We start from the raw sequence: 16,780 nt of genomic DNA on the forward strand, positions 1-16,780 counted from the left end.
CGGCACCTTGCTGCCGGTTTTCTTGAACTTATGGTCGATGGTGCTGTGGTTTTTTTAGTAATGGAACAAACCCGTTATTTTTTAAATGATTGTAATGTTCATCCATTCGTTTTGTGATGTGCGTGCCTTGTTCCTTCGTTAACACACCATACTGAACGTATTTTTCAATCACTTCTTTTCGTTTAGACAAAATTTGCTGTTCAAGAACTTCAATTTGTTTTTGTTGCTCTGTCGTTAATTTTACTTGATGCGTGACGGGGCGCTTTTCCATTTGGGGTGTTTCTCCATGAGCCGTATTCACCTGAAAACCAAATAATAGCACCATCGTTAGTAAGATCAAACCACTTGTTTTTTTCATCTCTGTCGTTCCCTCCTTTATTCGATTTTAATTTGCACACTCTTTCCTTTTTTATACATTATTCACAGCATCAAATTGCACATAATATTCTTACTTTTTCGCTTTTCATCTGAAAACGTTGTCCTAACTGAAAAAGCGTGCTATGTTTTGTTTTGTATAAAAAATAGAGGAGGATTCTTAAATGAGTCGTTTTTATCATAGAAAACCTATATGGGTGCTGCTTGTTGTGTCTGCTCTCATGCTTGTCATGTCTGCTTGCAATCAATCAGGCTCATCTCAGTCTGGAGAATCAAAGTGGGATCAGATTCAAAAGAAAGGGAAAATCGTGGTCGCTACTTCAGGCACCTTGTATCCTACGTCTTACCATGATACATCGAACGGCAAGGATCAATTGACTGGCTATGAAGTGGAAGTCGTCAAAGAAGCATTTAAGCGCCTTGACGTAAAAGTAGAATTTAAAGAAATGGGTTATGACGGTATGCTCAGTGCCATTAATTCAGGTCAGGTGGATGCCGCTGCAAACGATATCGACATCACAGATGACAGGAAAGATAAGTTTGCCTTTTCAACACCTTATAAATACTCCTATGGAACAGCTATCGTTAGAAAAGATGATCTGTCAGGTATTAAAACGCTAAAGGATTTAAAAGGAAAGAAAGCAGCAGGTGCTGCAACGACCATTTATATGGATGTTGCCCGTAAGTATGGTGCAAAAGAAGTCATCTATGATAATGCCACAAACGAGCAATATTTAAAGGATGTCGCAAACGGCCGTACAGATGTCATTTTAAATGACTACTACTTGCAAACACTGGCGCTTGCTGCATTCCCTAAGCTAAATATTACGATCCATCCAGACTTAAAATACATGCCGAATGAACAAGGGTTTGTGATGAAAAAAGACAATACAGAGCTTCAAAAAGAATTAAATCGTGTATTAAAAGAGATGAAAAAAGATGGAACCATGAAAAAGATTTCAGAGAAATTCTTTAATCATGCTGACGTCTCAAAGAAAATTGATGTTGATGTCGAAGATGTCGACATTTCTAAATAAGGAGCTGCAGACGTGGGAGATATTCATTTAGAATATATCTTTAATCCTGCACTGGCAAAAGCGTCATTTCCGTTTGTGATGAAAGGCATCTGGCTGACGCTGCTCATTTCTTTTGTGAGCATGTTTTTTGGTACGATTCTTGGCTTTTTTATTGCCCTTGCTCGAATGGCAAATACGTGGTTCCTTCGGCTGCCTGCACGGCTGTATATTTCATTCATGCGAGGGGTTCCCATTCTGGTCATTTTGTTTATCCTTTATTTCGGATTCCCTTACATCGGCATTGAATTTACAGCTGTCACTGCTGCTATTATTGGATTCAGCTTCAATAGTGCTGCATACATTGCCGAAATTAACCGGGCGGCTCTCTCCTCTGTTCCAAGTGGTCAAGTGGAAGCCGCCAAATCACTTGGTCTCAGCTATTGGCAAACGATGCGCGGAGTCATTTTGCCTCAATCCGTTCGCATTGCACTGCCGCCCCTGACCAACGTCATGCTTGATTTAATCAAAGCTTCCTCACTAGCGGCAATGATTACTGTGCCAGAACTCTTCCAGCAAGCAAAAATTGTGGGTGGACGAGAATTTGATTATATGACCATGTATATATTGGTTGCCTTGATTTACTGGGGCATATGCAGTGTGGTCTCATTGCTCCAAGACTTTTTGGAAAAACGCTATGCAAAATATCTATAACAACAAAAAGCAGATCCATTGGATCTGCTTTTTAATGTATCAACCATAACCACACATACAACCCCAATAACGTGATGATCAGCGTCGGTATGGTTAGAATGATTCCAGCTTTCATGTATGCCCCCCAAGAAATATGCACACCTTTTTTCTTCAAGACATGAAGCCACAGCAATGTCGCCAATGAACCGATTGGGGTCATTTTCGGACCAAGGTTTGAGCCGATGACGTTGGCATAAATCAGTGCATCTCTCATCACACCTGCTGTATCTGTGTGACCGATGGCAATCGCATCAATTAAAACGGTTGGGAGATTGTTCATGACAGAAGATAGCACTGCTGCCAGGACCCCCATAAACATCGTTCCCGCAAGTAAACCGTGTGACGCCCCCTGTTCAATCCACGCCGCTAAAATTTCTGTCAGGCCGACATTTTTCAGCCCATACACCACGACATACATGCCGATAGAGAAAAACACAATCGACCACGGTGCTTCTTTGACGACTCGTTTTGTCGCTACTTGTGGACTCCGTTTTGCCAGCCATAAGAAAGCAATGGCAATGCCTCCTACAATGATTGACACCGGAATGCCTGCCAATTCGCCAGCAAAATATCCAACAAGCAAGCACCCTAACACATACCAAGATAACCGGAACATGCGCAGATCACGAATGGCCGAAGCTGGTTCCTTCGCCTGCGAAACATCGTACGTTTTCGGGATGAGTTTCCGATAAAACACATACAGCACAAGCATACTAGCGCCAAGCGATACAAGGTTTGGGACGAACATGTTTGCTGTATATTCAAGAAAGCCAATATGAAAATAATCGGCTGATACGATATTGACCAAGTTACTAATGACAAATGGCAAAGACGTCGTATCTGCAATAAAGCCGCTTGCCATGACAAATGGCAGGATCATACGCTCATCCAGCTTCAGCGCTCTGACCACAGATAAAACGATCGGGGTTAAGATAAGTGCCGCTCCATCGTTGGCAAAAAAAGCTGCTACCACAGCGCCGAGCAATGTTAAATAAATAAACATGCGGACCCCGTTCCCTCTTGCGGCTTTTGCCATATGAAGTGCCGCCCATTCAAAAAAACCAATCTCATCTAAAATCAATGAAATGATGATAATTCCAATAAATGCAAAGGTGGCGTTCCAGACAATTTGGGTAACTTCCCATACATCGCCCAAATGAACGACCCCAAAAGCAAGCGCAAGAATCGCTCCCCCGCATGCTGACCATCCAATGGTTAAACGTCCTGGCTGCCAAATGACAAGGACGAGGGTCATGATGAAAATCAAAATGGCCAAGGTGACTGATCCCAAAGGTGGCCCTCCTTTCACTTTCCTTATAAAATCTTTATCTATCATACAACGAAATAAGGCAATTGTATGCCATTTTATCATCTCGCATAAAAATCCGCAGGTCAGCCTTTGCACCTGCGGAGTCCACGCCTATTGATCTTTTTTCATCAGCATCAATTCAATAAATAACTCACATCGCTGGCTAAAATGACTTAAATCGATAGACGTCATTTCAAAAATTTGTTTCATTCGATAGTTTAGTGTATTTTGATGAATAAACAACTGCTCTGCAGCTGGTTTTAGCTTGCAATTATTCAATAAGTAGACCTCTAAGGTTTTTAAAAATGATGTTTGACTGTCACGGTCTTTTTCCTTTAGGCGCAACAAATCTGGATTAAAGTCGTTTTTCTTTTTTTGGTGACTGTAAATAGAATCTAAAAACCGGAAGACCCCCAAATGCTCGTAATCGTATGGAATCAATTCCTGTCCGCCAACAATCTTCACTGCTTTCACGACTTCTATCGCTTCAAATCGACTTGTGCTCATTTTCATGACATCTCGATATTCTCTTCCCATCCCAATATATAAAGGAGATGGGTGTGTATGCGTTTTCGATTGAAGATGGGCGACGACATCCGCAGCGGTCGCTTTTGGTGAGTGGCGATCTGACAAACTGCCTAATATCACGACGATGTCTGCTTGCACAGAGTAGACGTGATTGACCTTGTCTTCTAGCTGTAAATAGGTTCTAATCACATCCTTCACATCTTCTGCCGTCTCACTTTTATTATCGGCGGCATGAACAACCATCACAGTAAAGACAGCTGGCAATGGAATGCTTAAATTCTCAGCTTCCCATTTCAGCTCTTCTTCTGTATAAAAATGATCATCCATGACCTTTTTGAAGAACTCTTCAATCTTGCCTTCCTTTTTCTCCAACTGTTTCTTATTTTTATAAATAACTTTTCCAACCTGAAACGATGCCTCATGTAAAAATTGCAGCTCCTCTTGAGAGAGAGAATCTTCAATGTCCTGCACCCAAATAAAGCCGACAACCTCTTGTTTGTGCTTGGCGCTCACAGCCACCCGACGATTAAACCCGAGCTCCTCATGACCATTCACATAAAAAGGATTTGAATCTGTATATAGCTGCTCAATGACCCCTGTTTTTTTTAACCAATCCACCACAGCTCCCGGACATTCCTTTGAGAAAATGGTTTGCTGATTGACTGGGTCGAACTGCTGGATGCTGTAAGAATTATAAGCAAGCAGCTGACATTCAGTACTTTCTAAAATGACTGGTTTTTTTAAATAACCACTAATAAATGCAATTAATTTATCGACATCAAAAAATGTATGAAGCTTTTCTAATATCTCTTCCATCCCGATTGCTCCCTGATTAAGTGATACATTTATCATACTTCTTTCCAGTCAGATTTGTATAGAAACAAGTCGTAGACAGGTAAAAAAAGCATGAACTCGCCTGCACGAGTTCATGCTTTTCCATATTAAAACATTTCGCTGATCGTTTTGGCCTGCATGTGCAGAGCAAGGTAATCTGGACCGCCTGCTTTTGAATCAGTTCCTGACATTTTAAAGCCGCCAAATGGGTGGTAACCCACAATCGCTCCCGTACAGTTACGGTTAAAGTAAAGGTTCCCGACATGGAACTCCTGCTTCGCACGGTTGATGTGATCACGATTATTTGTAATGACCGCACCGGTTAACCCGTATTCTGTGTTGTTGGCTACTTCAAGCGCCTCATCAAAGCTTGAGACTTTTGAGAAAGCTAGGACAGGTCCAAAGATTTCTTCTTGCATTAAACGAGATGTTGGCTCTAGATCTGCAAACACGGTTGGATGAATGAAGTACCCTTCTGAATCATCACTTGTTCCGCCAGTGACTAGACGGCCTTCTTGCTTGCCAATCTCGATATATTCTGTGATCTTGTCAAAGGAAGCTTGATCAATGACAGGTCCCATGTACACATCAGCTGATAACGGATTCGCTGTTGTTTTCGTTTCTGTGATTTCCTTCACTCGCTCAACGACTTGGTCATACAGCTTCTCGTGGACGACAGCACGAGATCCAGCTGAACATTTTTGACCTGAGAATCCGAAGGCTGATGTGAAAATGGCGTTAGCCGCTAATTCAACATCTGCATCCTCATCTACAACGACTGTATCTTTACCGCCCATTTCAGCAATGACACGCTTTAAATGCTGTTGTCCTGGCTGTACTTTTGCCGCACGTTCAAAAATACGTGTGCCCACTTCTCTTGATCCAGTGAATGTAATAAGGCTTGTTTTCGGATGATCTACTAAGTAATCTCCTACTTCTGCTCCGCTACCTGGCACGAAGTTGACAACACCTTTCGGAAGACCTGCTTGCTCCAGTTCTTCTACAAAGCGGGCTGCAATGACAGGCGTCGCACTTGCTGGTTTTAAAACAACTGTATTCCCTGTGACGATTGGTGCAACGGTTGTTCCTGCCATGATCGCAAACAAGAAGTTCCATGGTGGAATGACAAGCGTCACGCCAGTTGGTGTGTACACATATTGATTGCGTTCCCCTTCGCGGCTGTTCACCGGTTTGCCTTTCGCAAGCTCTAGCATTTGACGGGCATAATACTCTAGGAAGTCAATGGCTTCTGCTGTATCTGCATCCGCTTCATTCCAAGGCTTCCCTGCTTCTTTTACGAGAAGGGCTGAATACTCATGCTTTTTACGGCGAATGCTTGCCGCAGCGCGGAATAAGACGCCGGCTCTTTCTTCTGGAGACGTGTAGCGCCATGTTTCAAACGCTTTTGCCGCAGCTTGAATCGCTTGCTCTGCCTCTTCTTTCCCAGCTTTTGATACGGTACCCACGACTTCTTCCTTCTTCGCTGGATTGATCGAGACAATCTTGTCTGTTGTTTCGATTCTTTCTCCATTAATCACAAGCGGATAGGTTTGCCCAAGTGATTCTGTTACTTTGGCTAATGCTTGTTCAAACGCTTGGCGATTTTCTTCCTGGCTAAAATCCGTGAATGGTTCATGCTTGTAAGGTGTTGTCATCTTTGTCACGCTCCCGTTTCAAATTATTTTCTCGTCATCCCTTTTAAAGCAAATGCAATGTTTGCCGGTCGTTCTGCAAGACGTCTCATGTAGTAGCCATACCACTCTCGTCCATACGGGGTGTAGACCCTCATTTGATAGCCTTCCTTCACGAGTGCTTGCTGCGTTTCTGATCTCATGCCATACAGCATTTGAAATTCGAACTGATCTGTCTGTATATTGTGTTTTTTCACAATATGTTTCGTAAATTCGATCATTTGATCGTCATGTGTCGCAATGGCTGTATAGTTCCCTGAGAGTAATTGCTTTTCGATCAGCTTCTTGTAATTCTGATCGACGTCTTTTTTGTTTGGATACGCCACTTCGGCGGATTCCTTATAGGCACCCTTTACAAGTCTTAAAAATGGCTGCAACTCATTTAGGTCATCAAGATCTTGTTCTGTTCTGTACAAATACGCCTGCAAAACCGTACTGACATACTCATATTGAGATTTCATTTCTTTAAAAATGTCCAGCGTTTTTTGACAGCGCTGTTCATCCTCCATATCAATTGTCACCATAACACGGTGTTTCTCTGCCGTATCTAAAATGCTTTTCATATTGCGATACACAAGATCATCGTCAATATCTAAGCCAAGCGATGTCATTTTAAGTGACACGTGGGAATTGAGTCCCGCCTCTGCAATTCGCTGAATGGTTTGAATACACTCATTCGTCCGCTCATTTGCAATCTCTGCCTTTGTGACAAACTCACCGAGGTGATCAACCGTTACGGCCATACCTTGATCGTTTAATCGTTTGATGACAGGGATAGCGCTCTCAAAATCCTTCCCACCGATGATTTTCTTTGATGCAACAGCACTTCCCCAATTACGAGCAATATGGTTCAAGAGACTGCTCTTTGACAAAAACAAGAAGAAATTTCTTGTGACCGACTCCATAAAGGGCACCTCCCACTCTTTGTAAGCTATGTCTATATTGTAAGGCTCATGAGCTGTCCGCTACAATATTTGAAGATGACAAAAATTCTGACTTTTTTTGTGGTTTTATCACAATAGGAGATAAAAAAGAGCCTGCCGCTAACCGGCTGGCTCTTTCACGCTTACGCCCACACCTCATCAAGGGTAGACTGCAAAAGCTTATTTAATTTTTCAGTGAGATTGTCCTTCGGCTGATTGTAGCTTTTCACCAATTCATCAAAACGAGCCAGCTCTTTGTCGATAAATGGATGGACATGTACAAGGCGGTCCTCTAAATCCATTTCTTCTCCGTCCATTTTACGTTTGAGCAGTTCGTGAATTTCTGCTAACAGCGGGCCTTCCTCCACTAGCTCCTTGAGTAATTCATGAAAGTCCATGGGTGGAACCGTCCGGTAGCGTTCGATCCACTGGCAGGCAAGCAGTGGACGGAGCACATAGAAATACTTCTTGATTCGCACCTGCTCTCCTCGTAAATGCCGGCTTTCATTCCGCTTCGCCATATTGAGGTAATGATACATCAATGCTGCGGGATAAAACGCTCGATCCTTTAATTCTCTCAGCTGCTTTGCCAAAAAGAAAGATTCAGCATAAATGATGTCAGAAGACAGCCATTCCATAATGGATGGATTCGATTTATTGAATAAACGCAGCGCCTTTCGCAGCTCCCAGCCGCTGATATCAAGCATGTCATCAATCGGCCGTTCAATGACATCACGATGCTCTTCCATCGCCCAGTACCATTCTTTCCGGGGAACGTATAAAAAGCGAACATCATAATCACTGTCAGTTGAAGGAAATCCCAATGCCCTGCTGCCCGATTCAACGGCGAGACAAATCTTGACGTCATACGTTTCTTCGATGATTTTCAGCTCTTCCTTAATTCTTTCTCTCAAGTGTCCATCAACTCTTTCTATAGAATTCTGCATGACTTCTTCACCTTTTGGGAAAATACGAATAAGACATATATGAAAAAGGAGTTGGATCTGATGTCTATATCTCGCATTATGAAATGGATCACTGGGATTTTTGAAGCTTGCCTTGCTATCCCTGTGATCGGAGGTCTATTCGTTATCAGCAATGGCTATTCACCGCTCATGGTCATGCTTATTCTGCATATTATCACACTCGTCTTATCGAAGCGAGACCAGGGACCAATGATCGGAAGTATCATTGGAATTGTCACATCCTGCCTTGCATGGATTCCGATTCTCGGATTCATCCTTCACATCATCACAGCCCTTGCCCTGATCGTTACAGCATTAGTACCTGATGAAAAAACAAGACAGAACACCAGTTATTAAGCTGAAAGCTCCAATAGCTGAAAAAGACAAAGAGCTAAAATGAATGTGATTTTAGCTCTTTGTCATGCTCTTATGTTGATAGAAGCAAATGCTTTTGTAAAAAGGACAGCTTCTCTGTTTGAAAAGCAGGAATAAACTCGTGCCCATAATATCGGTACACTTTCAGCTCTTTATCTGTTTCTAAATGATTGTATGCCGCAAACACGGTGGATGGCGGTGTCACTTGATCAATCAGACCGATCGCCATCAATGTTGGCTGTTTCACCCAGCCGGCTAAATTGATTAAATCAAAGTAACTTAATGTCTCAAATGCCTTTTCCTCCACTTTCGGATCACTGTTTCTGCGAAAGTATGAATTGATTTCTAAATAAGGCTGCTCCAAGGCAACATCAACTGCACGCTCAAAATTTGATAAGTATGGATAGTCTGCCACAACGACTTTTGGAATGTCTGAAAGGGCTGCGGCCGCAATCGCTAATGCACCCCCCTGACTTCCACCGATCACGCCGATACGGTGTTCATCTACTTCGGGGAAAGACTGAATGACTTCGAGTGCACGAACAGCATCTAGATAAACACCTCGATAATAGTACGTATCCTTCGATAAAATGCCTTTTGTCATCCACCCTAATGCATGCCCGCCTGGCGTCACTGATGTGTCTTCACTGCCACCTTGACCACGGACAAGCATTCCAAACGTCGCATAGCCATGCAGCGCCCAGTTGACGATGTCGTGAATGCCGCCGTCATAGCTGGCATTATAGCCATGAAAACGAACGAGCGCTGGATGCGGACCAGTTTGATCAGGCACAGCATAAAAGCCTTCAATTTTAGAATGTCCAAAGCTTTGATACGTCAGGCGGTACACCTTGACGCCTTTCACTGGATAGTCATAAGATTCAAGTGTTGGCTCTGCCTCCACTTGGTGCAGTTCTTCGAGCGATTTCTTCCAAAAGTCTGAGAAATCAGGACGTGCTGTTTTCTTTGGTTTATATTTTTTTAGCTCTTCTAGTGATAAATCGAACAATTGCATATCATACTATTCCCCTTTGTTTTATTAGTTATGAGTATCATACCACTCATTTCTTGATTGAGAAAGTCATTTAACAAAACCTTCTGACATTTCTATTGGCAAAGATGACGGAAAGCTTTATGATAAAGAAACTGGCTTGAAGACTAGATACTTCAGGCAATATCACCCGAACCATCCATTGCATGAAACGAATAAAGGAGGAAGACAGACATGAACATCGCCCTGATTCAAATGGACGTACAAATAGGAGAACCTGATGTAAACTTTCAGAAAGCAGAAGCGTTTTTAGAAGAAGCCATCCGTCAACAGCCTGATTTGATTATTCTACCTGAAATGTGGAATACCGGCTATGCACTGGAACAAGCGGATGAGCTTGCCGATGCAGATGGTGAGCGGACAAAACAACTCTTCTCTTCCTTTGCTCGTCAGCACCAAGTGTATCTCATCGCTGGAAGTGTCTTGAATAAACGGACAACAAATGAAGATATCACCAACACAATGTATGTGTTTGACCGTCAAGGTGAGCTTTTGTTAGATTATGATAAAATTCATTTATTCCGCTTAATGGATGAACACAACTATTTAACCGCCGGTCATCAGCTTGGTTTATTTAACTATGATGAAGATGTCAAGATTGGCACCATGATCTGCTATGACCTCCGCTTCCCTCAGCTTTCTAGGACGCTCGTGAACAAAGGGGCGAAGGTGCTTGTTAATACCGCTCAATGGCCGTCAGCAAGAGTGGACCATTGGCGCAGTCTGCTCATCGCAAGAGCCATTGAGAATCAGTCATTTGTGATTGCGGTGAACCGGACGGGCACAAGCAGAGACACTGAATTCCCTGGTCACTCCATGGTGATTGACCCGCTCGGACGCATTCTGCTTGAGACAAATGATGAAGAAGACATTTATTATGCAGACATTGATCTTCAGCTCGTAGATGAAGTGAGACAACAAATCCCCGTCATGACAGATCAGCGGCTGGATTTATATTAGAAAGCAGGGGACTCCCCTGCTTTTTACGTTTAATTAAACGTTTGTTTAAGCTTTTCCTTGATTCTGTTGAAGGTCCATGAAGGCTTGAGCGGCTTTCGTTAAATATCTTTCTTCCACATATGCAAACACAAGTGTGCGGGTTGGGCATGAATCAATGTGTAAATAAGTGACTTCTTTCCTTTCCTCTTGTGCCACCATTTTCGGCACCACCGTCACACCTAGCTCATTTTCAACCAATGCCTGAGCTGTTTGAATATGACTTGTTTCAAATGCAATCCTCGGCCGAAAGCCATGATGACGGCACAGTTCCGTGACCACTTGCCGAAAGCCATATCCCTCTTTCAGCATAATAAATGGGGCATCTTCCAGAAGATGAAACGGGACAGACCCTTCTTGTTCCGCTTGATTGATGATTTCATTCAGTTCATCCGTCAACCACGGCTGAGCCGTTTGCGGAATGGCGAGGAGAAGCGGCTCTGTCAGCATTTGTTTTGTTTTCAATGATTCATGCTCGACAGGCAGAGAAAGAATCGCCAGATCCAGTTTCCCAGCGAGTAAACGTCTTTCTAGCTCACGAGGCGATTCTTCTATCAAATGAACGTGAACGTGCGGATACGTTTGACAATAGGTTTTTAATAAACTTGGCAGGACATATCCCCCTGTGACAGCTGGCGCACCGATCATCAGTTCTTTCCCTACCTCATAAGCAGCTTCCCCCATCTCACGCAATAAATCATCTCGTTCCTTCAAAATGGTCTCTGCTCTTTTGATCAATCGGTTTCCTTGAGGTGTAGGAGTGACTTGTCCATACTTCCGAATAAACAGAGGAGTATCTAATTCCTCCTCAAGTTTTTTAATTTGCTGACTTAACGAGGGCTGTGCAATGTGAAGTTTTTCCGCTGCTTTTGTAAAGCTTTGCTGCCGGTACACTTCCATGACATATTCCATCATTCGTATATCCACTTCTCTCACCTCATAGGTTTTAACTATTCATATCATATCTTTTATGTCTTAGACAAATCACGAGAAGAACCCTACGATAAAGAAACAACAAAAAGGGGGGTAAAGGAATGAATCCATATTCAAAAGCCGAGAAAAAATTTCACAAAATGCAGAGAACTACCGAGATTCACCCATCTTTGCAGCTGGAAAAGAACTTGAATGGATGAAAACGGCAGCGAAGGCAAAGGGCAATGAGCATCTACTTGATATCGGCTGCGCGGCAGGTCATACCGTTTTTTCCTTTTCAGACGTCATCTCTAAAGGAATCGGGATTGATGTCACACACAAAATGATCGAGGTTGCTACAGCACTTGCGGAAGAGCGACAGCTGAACCACATTACGTTTGAGCAGGCATCCGCAGACGCATTGCCCTTTTCTGATGCATCATTTGATCTCGTCACATGCCGATTTGCTGCTCATCACTTCCCACATCTCCCGGCAGCCATGTCTGAAATCAGCCGAGTCTTAAAGAAAGGCGGCAAATTTCTACTTGTCGATCATTATGCACCTGAAAACCAAGCACAGGATGACTTTATTAATCATTTAAATAGACTGAGAGATCCCTCCCATGTGCGAGAAAGCTCGTTATCAGAATGGAAAGAGCTTTTCGCTGACAACCATCTGACGAAAGAAGATATCCGTTACTGGGATCTGCATATTGATTATCAGGACTGGATCATACGAGGACGTACACCAGAAAATGTTCAAAAGGAAATCGTTGCCCACCTTCATGCTGCAGACGATGAAACGAAACAGCTGTTTCAACTGCAATTCGACGAACATCGTCAGCCAACATCCTTTTGCCTAAAAGCTGCACTGCTTCAAGGGATCAAACATTAAACTGATCGAAAAAGTCTACCCTAGCCGGTAGACTTTTATATTTTGATTCTACATTTCCACTATCTGATAGATATTACTTTTCATGTTCGTGACAAGGAGTGCTGCATGATGTTTCTATTATAAGATAATTGAACTGAGGTAGGTTAGGCTTTTTCAAAAGTGTACGTAAATCCTCTAAATAAAAAAAGAACCTACCCTCTTTAGAATAAGTTCTTCACTGCATGCATCACTTACGGTGCAATATCCTCTAATACTTTCTCTCTCGTTTCGATCATTTTAAAAGCAAGAATTGCTCCCACTACAGTCACACTTGCAAAAAGAATAAAAATAGTTGAAACACCGCTCACCTCTAAAATAAAACCTATCATAATAGGAGCAATCGCTGAGGCCAGCCTAAGCCACGCTGTAGCAAATGCCGTACCAATTACCCTCATACGGGTTGGATAGATTTCAGGTGTATATAAATAGAGAAGAACTGTAATTGTTCCCATCATTCCGTAGGCAGCGGACCCTAAATAAATAACGCTTTCTGGAGAATTTGCTCCGCTGATCCATAAAGCCGTTAATAAAGCACCTGTTACGATAAATGCAATGGTTGCCCAGCGCTTCCGTCCTACTTTATCGATTAAAAATGCACAAGCGAATACCCCTATGGTCTGTAAAATATTTGTTAGAGAGGCTGCCCTTAATGAATCTCCAACTGGCAAATTGTAAACCGTATTATAAAGACTCGGTAACCAATTATTTAATCCATTCGATACAAAGTAGGCAGAAAACCATAGTCCCCATACGATCAATGTTCTTTTACGATAAAAAGTAGAAAAGAGCTCTTTCCAGTCGCCTTTTTCAGTGCTGCTGGACACTTGCTTTGCAACAGGCATTCGTTTATCCGTACTAGCTTCAATCTCTTCAATGATTCTTTCGGCTTCATCTAACCTGCCTTTTGAAATAAGCCATCTTGGAGATTCACGCAACATGAAAAAGAAGACAAAGACGATTAACCCCCCAATTCCACCAATCAAGAACATCCATTTCCAGCCAAAGCTAGGGACAACAAATGCACCAATTTGAGCTGAGATCATTAATCCTAATGGAAAAATCATCTCATAGAGCATAAAAAATCTCCCTCTGCCTTGGGCCCGGGACAACTCATTGATATATGAGGCCGCTACTGGCACTTCTCCTCCTACTCCAATCCCCTGTATAAACCGAAAAATAAAAAGGGCCATAAAGTTACCTGAAAATACACATGCGATACTCATAATAGACATGAGAAACACAGTCCACTTTGCACTAAATGCTCGGCCACGTCTTTCTGCTAACCACCCAAAGAAAATGGCACCAATCGCTTGTCCGATATAACCAGACCCAATAAGAAGACCAATTTGAGCAGGTGATAAATTCCACATGCCGATGAGAACTGGGAGAACAAACGCTAAAGATAGTGCATCAAAAGCATCAAAAAAGGTAGCAGATCCCATAATAATACGAGGTTTTAAATGCCATCTCGAAAAAGGTACACTTTCCATCCTAGTCAATAGTTGTGAAGCTCTATCAACAACTTGCTCATCATGAGAATTTGAATTTCCGCTGAGTTCTAACGTCATGATATCTCCTCCTTAATAGAGGAAATGATGCAAAAGTACATGCTGATGAGCACAAAAGAAATCGCTTACATTTTAAATGAAGAGACATTCTAAAGCGATCATATGAGTTTTCAGCATCTATCATTTCTTTTTTGGCGTTCCCGTGGTGCCACGATCTACATAGTACATCGGGAAGATGTGTTCCATCTTCTCTAACTGTTCTCCTTCTACTAACTGCGTTAGTAAAGAAACCGCTTTTCTTCCCATTCCAACTAAATCAACATGAACAGAAGATAAAGAAGGGGTTAGAAAACTTGCAATGGGCACATCATCAGCACCAATGACAGACAAATCATGAGGTATTGACACATTTGCGATATCTGCCGCTTTCATGACCCCTATCGCCAAAAAATCTGAAGAGCATACAACTCCAGTCATGTGCTGGTTTCCTTGGAGAAATTGAGAAACCACTTCTACTACTTTTCCCCCATCAAATTCATCTAACTCAAACACAAGCTCTTTGTTCATTGTTAATCCTAAACTTTTCAGTGTACGCTCATACCCCTTGTAATACCTCACACTATGCATCGAACTCATTGGACCATTGACCAGTCCAATGGTTCGATGACCTTTATCAAATAAGGCCGTGACAGATTGACACACACCTTCCTCATCATCTGGCCTGACACATGGAAATGGAGAATCCTCTAAGTAACTTCCGACAACGATAATGGGAATAGCTAAACTTTTTAACCAATCCATGCTCAATTCTTCATTTCTTGGAGAAAATAAAATGGCACCATCTACAGCCTGCGTTTCAAGTAATCGCTGCTGCTGTACAGATGTAAATGACATCAACATATTGAATTCAGTCTCATCTAATTCCTTCGCTATCCCATCTAAAATCGTCGAAAAAAATGGATTATTCAAAATATATGAACCACGAGGAACCACGACAGCAATATTGCCAGTCTTTCTTTTAACGAGCCCTCTAGCTCCTAAATTAGGACGATAGCCTAATTCATCAATCACTTGTTTGATTCTTTCAGCCGTTTGAGCACCTACTCCTGGTTTGCCACTTAATACTCGGGAAACAGAGGCGATAGATACTCCAGCTTTCAATGCGACATCTTTAATACTTACTGACACATTTCATACCTCCGGGAGTCTGTTGTTTTATACTCTATTATAACCTGACTCACCTTCATCATGAAATCAATGGTCTGTTATTTACTAACGTTTTCCTTAAGTAAACCAACACTTTGAAGGCCCTGACAAATCTCTTCTTTTTCCTTTTGAGTTAAAGGTAATACTGGCTTCCTCGCAAGCGAACTGCTGATCAAACCTCGCTGGAACATCGCTTCCTTCATTCGCAGATGAGAGGTAGAGGAAGGTTCATCCATTTTATACACAGCATGCTTTAATTCAAAGATTCTATCGTACACTTTATTAGCCGCTACAAGGTCTTGTTCTTTCACACATTTCACAAGCTCAGCAATCAAATCTGGGACAAAACAGCCGAAACCTACAAGCGCCCCATCAATTCCTTGAACTAATGTTGGCAATAAATATTCATCGTGACATGTGAGCAACGATACATCTGGTGCATGCTTTTTCAGTGCGCGCACATCGACTTCATATTGCGCCATGTCTCTTTGACCGATTTTAAATGAGACAACGTTTGGAATCTCCGACATTTCTAATAATTGACTGGTTGTATAAGAGGTTTTTGTCCATGTTGGATATTGATGGACGATGATTGAAATATCAATTGCTTCTGCAACATCTTGAAAGAATTGGACAGGTGACTCAGGCTGCATACCGAATCTCAGCCATGAATGTGGCGGCATAAGAAGAATACCTTCTCCGCCAGCTTCCTCCACTGCTTTTGCATGCTGGATCGCTTCAATTGTCCCTTCAGCAGAAACCCCAGAAATGACAGGAATTTCTCCCTTTAATTCGTCGGCTGCAATACGCACAGCTTCAGCTCGTTCATGTGGCAGCAAAGTCATAATCTCGCCAGTATGTCCATTGACAACGATCCCATTAATCCCTTCGTGCCCCGCCACCCAGCGAACAAGCTTACGAAAAGCAGGTTCATCAATTGAATAGTCATCTTTAAAAGGAATTAAGACTGCCGGGAATACACCGCTCCATTTTTCTTTATTTTTCATCAACAAATTCCTCCCCATCCGTTATAGTAAACGTTTACGGTAAGCGTTTACGTTAATAATCATAGAATGATCTAACCGAAGGTGTCAACAATATTTTTAAAAATTATAATAATTCAAAAAACGATTATTAGAATTTAGATACTATTTTATTTTTTCAAAAAAGAAAATGAGAGATATATTTCGTTTCCCACATCAATCAAAAAACCTCATCATCTTGAACTCGTTGTAGTTTAATCACCACTTTTTTCAAACGGCTAGTCACACCACATAGAGGATGCATACATTTTGATATAATGACGAAGGAAAAAACATCTTTTCTTCTTTTTTTCATCAATCATCCAACTTAGACTGTCATTTCTTTGACTACTCCTGATCTAATAGAAAAAGTCTACCCCATTAG

At 42.1% G+C, this 16,780-nt stretch carries 16 protein-coding genes; 5 read left to right on the forward strand and 11 right to left on the reverse strand.

Annotation, left to right across the window (positions count from 1 at the left end):
- Positions 1-28 precede the first annotated feature (28 nt).
- Positions 29-358: a YckD family protein gene (locus ASG46_RS02795; protein WP_024718960.1), complete on the reverse strand. Its 330-nt coding sequence runs from the start codon at positions 356-358 to the stop codon at positions 29-31.
- A 238-nt stretch (positions 359-596) separates the two neighbouring features.
- On the opposite strand from ASG46_RS02795, the gene ASG46_RS02800 reads away from it, so the two are divergent.
- Both ASG46_RS02800 and ASG46_RS02805 read left to right on the forward strand, forming a co-directional pair.
- Complete coding sequence (locus ASG46_RS02800) at positions 597-1,412, forward strand: transporter substrate-binding domain-containing protein (RefSeq protein ID WP_370529221.1); 816 nt, start codon at positions 597-599, stop codon at positions 1,410-1,412.
- Between the two features lie 12 nt (positions 1,413-1,424).
- Positions 1,425-2,102 carry an amino acid ABC transporter permease gene (locus ASG46_RS02805; protein WP_008347854.1) on the forward strand — a complete coding sequence of 226 codons (678 nt, stop codon included), beginning with the start codon at positions 1,425-1,427 and terminating at the stop codon, positions 2,100-2,102.
- Positions 2,103-2,133: 31 nt separating this feature from the next.
- On the opposite strand, the gene ASG46_RS02810 is transcribed toward ASG46_RS02805, so the two are convergent.
- The 5 genes from ASG46_RS02810 to ASG46_RS02830 form a co-directional block, all read right to left on the reverse strand.
- Entirely contained in the window at positions 2,134-3,432 is a 1,299-nt protein-coding gene (locus ASG46_RS02810) for an arsenic transporter (protein ID WP_008342056.1), read from the reverse strand.
- A 129-nt stretch (positions 3,433-3,561) separates the two neighbouring features.
- Positions 3,562-4,794, reverse strand: a complete 1,233-nt coding sequence (locus ASG46_RS02815; protein ID WP_017358555.1) for a PucR family transcriptional regulator — start codon at positions 4,792-4,794, stop codon at positions 3,562-3,564.
- Positions 4,795-4,919: 125 nt separating this feature from the next.
- Positions 4,920-6,467 (reverse strand): L-glutamate gamma-semialdehyde dehydrogenase, encoded by a 1,548-nt coding sequence (gene pruA / locus ASG46_RS02820; RefSeq protein ID WP_007498254.1) that lies wholly within the window; start codon positions 6,465-6,467, stop codon positions 4,920-4,922.
- 23 nt (positions 6,468-6,490) lie between these two features.
- Positions 6,491-7,408 carry a proline dehydrogenase family protein gene (locus ASG46_RS02825; protein ID WP_056703008.1) on the reverse strand — a complete coding sequence of 306 codons (918 nt, stop codon included), beginning with the start codon at positions 7,406-7,408 and terminating at the stop codon, positions 6,491-6,493.
- Between the two features lie 161 nt (positions 7,409-7,569).
- Positions 7,570-8,373 (reverse strand): nucleotidyltransferase domain-containing protein, encoded by an 804-nt coding sequence (locus tag ASG46_RS02830; protein WP_056703011.1) that lies wholly within the window; start codon positions 8,371-8,373, stop codon positions 7,570-7,572.
- A gap of 60 nt (positions 8,374-8,433) precedes the next feature.
- On the opposite strand from ASG46_RS02830, the gene ASG46_RS02835 reads away from it, so the two are divergent.
- Entirely contained in the window at positions 8,434-8,748 is a 315-nt protein-coding gene (locus ASG46_RS02835) for a hypothetical protein (RefSeq protein ID WP_008342068.1), read from the forward strand.
- A 70-nt stretch (positions 8,749-8,818) separates the two neighbouring features.
- On the opposite strand, the gene ASG46_RS02840 is transcribed toward ASG46_RS02835, so the two are convergent.
- Entirely contained in the window at positions 8,819-9,781 is a 963-nt protein-coding gene (locus tag ASG46_RS02840; RefSeq protein WP_050826924.1) for an acetylxylan esterase, read from the reverse strand.
- A 210-nt stretch (positions 9,782-9,991) separates the two neighbouring features.
- On the opposite strand from ASG46_RS02840, the gene ASG46_RS02845 reads away from it, so the two are divergent.
- Positions 9,992-10,777, forward strand: a complete 786-nt coding sequence (locus ASG46_RS02845; protein WP_017366582.1) for a carbon-nitrogen family hydrolase — start codon at positions 9,992-9,994, stop codon at positions 10,775-10,777.
- Positions 10,778-10,822: 45 nt separating this feature from the next.
- On the opposite strand, the gene ASG46_RS02850 is transcribed toward ASG46_RS02845, so the two are convergent.
- On the reverse strand, positions 10,823-11,728 hold the full coding sequence (locus ASG46_RS02850; protein WP_056703014.1) for a LysR family transcriptional regulator: 906 nt from the start codon (positions 11,726-11,728) through the stop codon (positions 10,823-10,825).
- Positions 11,729-11,942: 214 nt separating this feature from the next.
- Here ASG46_RS02850 and ASG46_RS02855 point away from each other — a divergent pair, with 214 nt between their 5' ends.
- Complete coding sequence (locus ASG46_RS02855; protein WP_156376645.1) at positions 11,943-12,620, forward strand: class I SAM-dependent methyltransferase; 678 nt, start codon at positions 11,943-11,945, stop codon at positions 12,618-12,620.
- Between the two features lie 230 nt (positions 12,621-12,850).
- On the opposite strand, the gene ASG46_RS02860 is transcribed toward ASG46_RS02855, so the two are convergent.
- From ASG46_RS02860 to ASG46_RS02870, 3 genes are all read right to left on the reverse strand, one after another.
- On the reverse strand, positions 12,851-14,227 hold the full coding sequence (locus ASG46_RS02860) for an MFS transporter (RefSeq protein WP_056703019.1): 1,377 nt from the start codon (positions 14,225-14,227) through the stop codon (positions 12,851-12,853).
- 120 nt (positions 14,228-14,347) lie between these two features.
- Complete coding sequence (locus ASG46_RS02865) at positions 14,348-15,355, reverse strand: LacI family DNA-binding transcriptional regulator (RefSeq protein ID WP_039166332.1); 1,008 nt, start codon at positions 15,353-15,355, stop codon at positions 14,348-14,350.
- Between the two features lie 77 nt (positions 15,356-15,432).
- Positions 15,433-16,380, reverse strand: a complete 948-nt coding sequence (locus ASG46_RS02870) for a dihydrodipicolinate synthase family protein (RefSeq protein ID WP_056703022.1) — start codon at positions 16,378-16,380, stop codon at positions 15,433-15,435.
- Between the last annotated feature and the right edge of the window lie 400 nt (positions 16,381-16,780).

This window comes from Bacillus sp. Leaf49 (assembly GCF_001426125.1).
Taxonomy (GTDB): domain Bacteria; phylum Bacillota; class Bacilli; order Bacillales; family Bacillaceae; genus Bacillus; species Bacillus altitudinis.

Coding starts and splice junctions, on each gene's coding strand:
- ASG46_RS02870 (WP_056703022.1), bottom strand. CDS start 16,380: ATGAAAAATAAAGAAAAATGGAGCGGTGTATTCCCGGCAGTCTTAATT.
- ASG46_RS02845 (WP_017366582.1), top strand. CDS start 9,992: ATGAACATCGCCCTGATTCAAATGGACGTACAAATAGGAGAACCTGAT.
- ASG46_RS02855 (WP_156376645.1), top strand. CDS start 11,943: ATGAAAACGGCAGCGAAGGCAAAGGGCAATGAGCATCTACTTGATATC.
- ASG46_RS02830 (WP_056703011.1), bottom strand. CDS start 8,373: ATGCAGAATTCTATAGAAAGAGTTGATGGACACTTGAGAGAAAGAATT.
- pruA (WP_007498254.1), bottom strand. CDS start 6,467: ATGACAACACCTTACAAGCATGAACCATTCACGGATTTTAGCCAGGAA.
- ASG46_RS02835 (WP_008342068.1), top strand. CDS start 8,434: ATGTCTATATCTCGCATTATGAAATGGATCACTGGGATTTTTGAAGCT.
- ASG46_RS02795 (WP_024718960.1), bottom strand. CDS start 358: ATGAAAAAAACAAGTGGTTTGATCTTACTAACGATGGTGCTATTATTT.
- ASG46_RS02800 (WP_370529221.1), top strand. CDS start 597: ATGCTTGTCATGTCTGCTTGCAATCAATCAGGCTCATCTCAGTCTGGA.
- ASG46_RS02815 (WP_017358555.1), bottom strand. CDS start 4,794: ATGGAAGAGATATTAGAAAAGCTTCATACATTTTTTGATGTCGATAAA.
- ASG46_RS02840 (WP_050826924.1), bottom strand. CDS start 9,781: ATGCAATTGTTCGATTTATCACTAGAAGAGCTAAAAAAATATAAACCA.
- ASG46_RS02825 (WP_056703008.1), bottom strand. CDS start 7,408: ATGGAGTCGGTCACAAGAAATTTCTTCTTGTTTTTGTCAAAGAGCAGT.
- ASG46_RS02850 (WP_056703014.1), bottom strand. CDS start 11,728: ATGATGGAATATGTCATGGAAGTGTACCGGCAGCAAAGCTTTACAAAA.
- ASG46_RS02860 (WP_056703019.1), bottom strand. CDS start 14,227: ATGACGTTAGAACTCAGCGGAAATTCAAATTCTCATGATGAGCAAGTT.